Source organism: Streptomyces sp. NPDC059989, from assembly GCF_042736975.1.
Lineage (GTDB): Bacteria > Actinomycetota > Actinomycetes > Streptomycetales > Streptomycetaceae > Streptomyces.
Map to the genome: position 1 here is coordinate 1 of NZ_JBHWUO010000119.1, position 5,404 is coordinate 5,404.

3 protein-coding genes and 1 pseudogene are annotated in these 5,404 nt (G+C 68.4%); 3 read left to right on the forward strand and 1 reads right to left on the reverse strand.

Annotated features, from left to right (window positions below):
• The first annotated feature begins 136 nt into the window (after nt 1–136).
• The 3 genes and pseudogenes from ACFWBN_RS39570 to ACFWBN_RS39580 all read left to right on the forward strand — a co-directional run bounded on the left by ACFWBN_RS39570 (nt 137) and on the right by ACFWBN_RS39580 (nt 4,828).
• Nucleotides 137–903: pseudogene (locus ACFWBN_RS39570) on the forward strand (transposase family protein).
• Between the two features lie 606 nt (nt 904–1,509).
• Complete coding sequence (locus ACFWBN_RS39575; protein ID WP_385186657.1) at nt 1,510–3,825, forward strand: OmpL47-type beta-barrel domain-containing protein; 2,316 nt, start codon at nt 1,510–1,512, stop codon at nt 3,823–3,825.
• 133 nt (nt 3,826–3,958) lie between these two features.
• Nucleotides 3,959–4,828: an IS5 family transposase gene (locus ACFWBN_RS39580; RefSeq protein ID WP_385186660.1), complete on the forward strand. Its 870-nt coding sequence runs from the start codon at nt 3,959–3,961 to the stop codon at nt 4,826–4,828.
• Nucleotides 4,829–4,853: 25 nt separating this feature from the next.
• Here ACFWBN_RS39580 and ACFWBN_RS39585 read toward each other — a convergent pair whose 3' ends face one another.
• Nucleotides 4,854–5,195: a DUF5713 family protein gene (locus ACFWBN_RS39585; protein WP_385186662.1), complete on the reverse strand. Its 342-nt coding sequence runs from the start codon at nt 5,193–5,195 to the stop codon at nt 4,854–4,856.
• Between the last annotated feature and the right edge of the window lie 209 nt (nt 5,196–5,404).

A 5,404-nucleotide genomic window follows, 5' to 3' on the forward strand; every position in this document is an offset into this window, starting at 1 on the left:
CCACCAGATACGACAAAACCCGGGAGTCCTACCAAGCAGCCGTCACGATCGCGTCCCTCCTCCTCTGGATCAAACCAGTTTGAAGACACTGCCTAAAGGTTGTTGCAGATGGCTCGGCCCGGGGCATTCTTCCTGTATGGGTGGGGTGTTGCGGGCTGAGCCGGTGTGGGTGGAGACGTTCACGGGCTTGCGGATCGAGCGGTTCGCGAGGCTGGTGAAGGTGGTGCGGGAGCGGGGCGGGAACGGGCCCGGTGGCGGCCGGCCCTGGTGCCTGCCGCTGCGCGACCGGGTGCTGCTGGTGGCCGTGTACTACCGCACGAACCTGACCATGCGGCAACTCGCTCCGCTCTTCGGGACCCGGCCACCGTCTGCCGGGTCATTCAGCGCCTGCGGCCGCTGCTGGCGCTGGAGCCGGCCCCGCGGCCGGTCGCCGACGTGGACCGGTTGTGGATCGTGGACGGCACTCTGATCCCGGTCCGCGACCGCACCGTAGCCGCCTCGTCCCGCAACTACCGGTTCTCGGCGAACGTGCAGGTCATCATCGACGCGGACAGCCGCCTAGTCGTCGCGAGCGCCCGCCCGGCCCCGGGCAACAAGGCTGATGTCCACGTCTGGCGCGAGTCTGACCTGCCAACCCAGGCCGCCGGGACGACGGTCATCGCGGACGGCGCCTACCTAGGCACCGGGCTGATCGTCCCGCACCGCAGGCGAGCCGGACGTCCCCTCCTGCGCGGCCAGGAAGAGGACAACGCCGAACACCGCAGGGTCCGAGCCCGCGTCGAGCACACCTTCGCCCGGATGAAGAACTGGAAGATCCTCCGCGACTGCCGCCAGAAAGGCGACGGCCTCCACCACGCAGTCCAAGCCGTCGCCACCATGCACAACCTCGCCATGACAGGGTGAAACAGCAGGTCAAACACCACCCAACCCTGCCCGCGACAGACCTTCTGCAACAACCTTTAGACACCGGCCCATGGTCATCGGCTACTGCAGGACAACGACCGCCCGCTGGCGATCCACGGGCGGGACCGGACTTCCGAAGCGGTCTGACGGGGGGAGCCCATGTCGTTGAGACGGCTTCCCGGAGTGAACCGGCGAGTGCTCCGTGCGGCGCACGGCTGGCCGCGCGCACTGTTGCTCGCGCTCGCCGTCACTCTCACGGTGGTCTCGCCGGCTGGCGGAGCGGCCGCCGAGCCGCGTCCCGGCGTCCCGCCTACGGCTGCCGGCCCGTCGCGGGCGGACGGCGAGGGGACGCTGGAGCGGGTCCCGGTGAAGCGGCGTGTGGACGTACGGTCCCTGCCGCGGCCAAAGCGCTCGACCGAGACGCAGGTTCAGCCATACCTTGCCCCTCCAAAGGGGCCGGCGCCCGAGGGGCCGAGACAGCAGGCGAGTCTGCCGGTCACCACCGCGTCCCTGACCCCGAAAGACGGGAAGGCCGGCGCTCGGCCGAAGGCGGTGCCGTCCACGGCTGTCATTCAGCGACTGAAGACGTTCCCCACCCTCGGGAACGTGGACAACACCGTTCCCTCCGACGCACAGCTGGCGGTCGGCCCCACCCACATCGTCGAGTTCGTGAACCGCTCCGGTCAGGTCTACGACAAGGCCGGCACCGCGGTCGGCGCCCCCTTCGACCTGGGCGCCTTCTTCGGCTTCGCGGCGAACACGGGCGGTGATCCGCGGGTGCACTACGACGCGGGGTCCGGCCGCTTCTTCGCCGCGTACGAGGGACTCCTGGGCGGCGGCGACGAAGTCGACGTCGCGGTCAGCGACACCTCCGACCCCCGCGGGAACTGGACCGTCTACATCGCCGGCAGCAACACCACCAACGTCCTGCAGGACCAGCCGAAACTCGGCTACTCCAACGACAAGGTCACGCTCAGCTGGAACAACTACGACCGGACAACGACCCCCAGGGAGTTCCTGGGAGTGGTGACCGTGGTCGTCAGCAAGGCTGACCTGCTGGCCGGAGGTACGGTCGACCTCACGACGTTCGGCCAGGACGACACCAAGTTCCAGGTCGTCCCGGCCACCTCGCTGTCGGCGATCAACGACCAGCTCGCGATGGAGCACGACCCGCGCGACGCCACCAATGTGGTGGTGACCACGATCACCGGAGTGCCCGGCGTCAGCGCCGTGAACCTGACCGAGAACACCATCGCCATCGGAGCCGCCGCCGCGCCGCCGGACGCGGCCCAGCCGGCCGGGGGCGACGCCACCGTCGAGACCAACGACGACCGGATGCTGTCGGTCGCCTGGCAGAACAACCGCCTGTGGGGCGTGTTCAACGTCAGCTGCACCCCCGTCGGCGACACCGCGGTCCACGCCTGCCAGCGGTACATCCAGATCTCGACCGGCGGTACGCAGACGCTGGCGACCAACCTCGACCTCGGCATGGTGGGAGGGGACATCTACTTCGGCTCGCTGACGCTCAACGACGAGGACGACCTGTTCTCCGGATTCACCGCCTCCTCCTCCACCATGTTCCCCACCGGGGTGGCGATCGGAGTGCCGTCTGGGAACTTCCCCGCGAACACGTTCGGCGACTTCTACGCCGCGGGCACGCAGGCCTACACCTGCAACTGCGGCACCCCGACACGCTGGGGCGACTACTCGGGCACCGCCCGCGACCCGGCCAACCCCAAGGACGTCTGGACGATCCAGCAGATCGGCGGCCTCGCGGGCGGCGACTGGGGCACCGCGATGGACCGCGTCACGCTGTCCCCGCCCACCGTCACCAGCGTCACCCCGAACCACGCACCCGAACTCGCACAGTGCGTGAACACTGTGACCGTGCGCGGCACGGAATTCCCCACGAGCGGCGCCACCGTCAACTTCGGGTCCGTGGCGGCCACGAACGTGAACGTCATCGGGCCCGAGGAACTGACCGCGGACGTGCCCCAGCAGACGCGGGGCACCGTGGACGTCACCGTGACCAACGCCAACGGCACCAGCCCGATCACCCCCGCCGGCCGGTTCACCTACGACGCGGACACCTCCGCACCGGCCACCTTCGCAACCATCTCGCCGACGCCGAACAGCGCCGGCTGGAACACCACCAGCCCCACACTCGTCAACATCGGGGCACTTGACGGGTCCTGCGGCTCCGGCGTCCAGAAGATCACCTACAGTGCGAGCGGAGCCCAGCCGATCGGATCCACCGACGTCCCCGGCGCGAGCGCCGCCGTGGCCATCACCACGAACGGCGTCACCACGGTGACGTACACCGCCACCGACGCCGCCGGCAACACCTCCGCACCCCAGACGATCACGGTTCGGCTCGACACCGCCGGGCCGACGATCACCATCGTGCGCCCCGCGGCCAGCACCTACCTGTACCGCCAGCCGGTCACCGCGTCCTACTCGTGCACCGACGTCACCTCCGGGGTGGCTAGCTGCGTGGGTACGGTCCCCAACGGCAGCCCGATCAACACCTCGACGCTCGGCTCGCGCACGTTCACGGTCAACGCCACGGACAACGCCACCAACCCCTCCACCAAGAGCGTCACCTACAACGTGGCGTACCGGATCTGCCTGCTCTACGACCCGAACCGCCCCGTCCGCCTGCTCGGCCAGGTCGTGATCAGCCTGCGGATTTGCGACGCGAACGGCAACAACCTCTCCAGCCCGAACATCACGCTCACGGCCAGCCGCATCACCGGCCCCGTCACCAGGCCCGTCACAGGCCGGTTCAACTACACCCCGATCCTCTCCTCCTACAGCCTCCCCGTCAGCACGAGGAACCTGCCGAACGGCAACTACAACCTCGAATTCACCATCAGCGGAGCGGACACCACGGGCCACGTGGCTCCCTTCACTCTGCGCTGACCCACAAATCCCGTCGGAGCGCGCCGGCCCGGCCCCGGTCTCGGGGCCGGGCCAGCGCGCGTCAGGACGACAAGAGCGGGGTGTTAGGCGGTGTGTCGAAAGTGGATCTTGGGGTTATGAATGATCACGCTTCATGGGTCGGGGAGATCTCACGGACGAGCAGTGGGCGGTGCTGGAACCGCTGTTGCCGAAGGGTGCCAGGGCGGGGCGGCCACCCGTCTGGCCTCGGCGGCAGCTGATCAACGGCATACGGTTCCGGGTCCGCACCGGAATTTCGTGGCGGGACATCCCCGTCGAGTACGGCCCGTGGAACCGGGTCTACGACCTGTTCCGCCGATGGCAGCGGAACGGAACCTGGCAGCGGATCCTCACCCGGCTCCAGTCCCTGGCCGACGCGAAGGGCGCGATCGTCTGGGACCTCAGCGTTGACTCCACGGTCTGCCGCGCCCACCAGCACGCGGCCGGGGCCCGAAGGCAGGGTGACCTGCAGAAGGAACCACCGGGCGGCCTCTTCACCGAGCCCCATGATCATGGGCTGGGACGGTCGCGCGGCGGGTTCACCACCAAGCTCCACCTGGCCGTCGAGCAAGGTCAGAAGCCCATGTCGATCGTGGTGACGGCAGGACAACGCGGGGACTCGCCGCAGTTCGAACCGGTGCTGGAGAAGGTCCGTGTGCCCCGCATCGGTCCGGGCCGGCCACGCGTCCGACCCGACCGCGTGCGGGCCGACAAGGCGTACGCCTCCCGCAGAAACCGCGCCTACCTGCGCCGACGCGGAATCCGCTGCACCATCAAGGCCGACCAGGCGCGCAACCGCCGGAAGCTCGGTTCCCGCGGCGGCCGGCCACCGTACTTCGACCCGGCCGACTACCGCGAACGCCATGCGGTCGAGTGCGGGATCAACCGACTCAAGAGACATCGCGCCGTCGCCACCCGCTACGACAAGCTCGCCGTCCGCTACGAGGCAACCGTGCTCGTCGCGGCCATCAACGAGTGGCTTTGAACGGAGGTAGCCATCCCGTCCTGGTCTACCAGTCCCGGCCGGCGGTCAGCTCCTCGGCCTCCGCTTCCGTGAACCCGTATGCCGACGCGACGAAGCAGAACTCGTCACAGATCCACTCCCGCGCCACCGTCTCGATCTCGCTCCCGGCCGCCACGAACTCCCTGTCCAGCAGATTGAACTCCTCCGTCGCAGCCTGGGTGAGTGCATACAAGCTCTCCAGGTCCGACGGCCGCTCGGCCTCAATGCGCTCGCACAGTCGCAGCAGGATCGCCTTCCCCTGGTCGACCACGTGATCAGGGAAGTACGAGTCGTCGTACATCTGCCGCAGGAACGCGTGTCCCGCTACCTGCTGGTTTGTGATCGGCATGGCACTTCCCTACCTCCGCGAAAAGCTGACGCGCCGATCATGCACAGCACCACTGACAACGACGCCCCCCATGGACGCCAGACCTCACGCGACCAGGACTTTCACAACAGGCTCTACTGATCTTTTCGTAAGTTCAGTGGGTGTGGTGGCCGTGTGGGTGGGAGGCTGTCGGGGTGGCTTATCAACCTTCCTCTTCGGCTGCCGGCTCC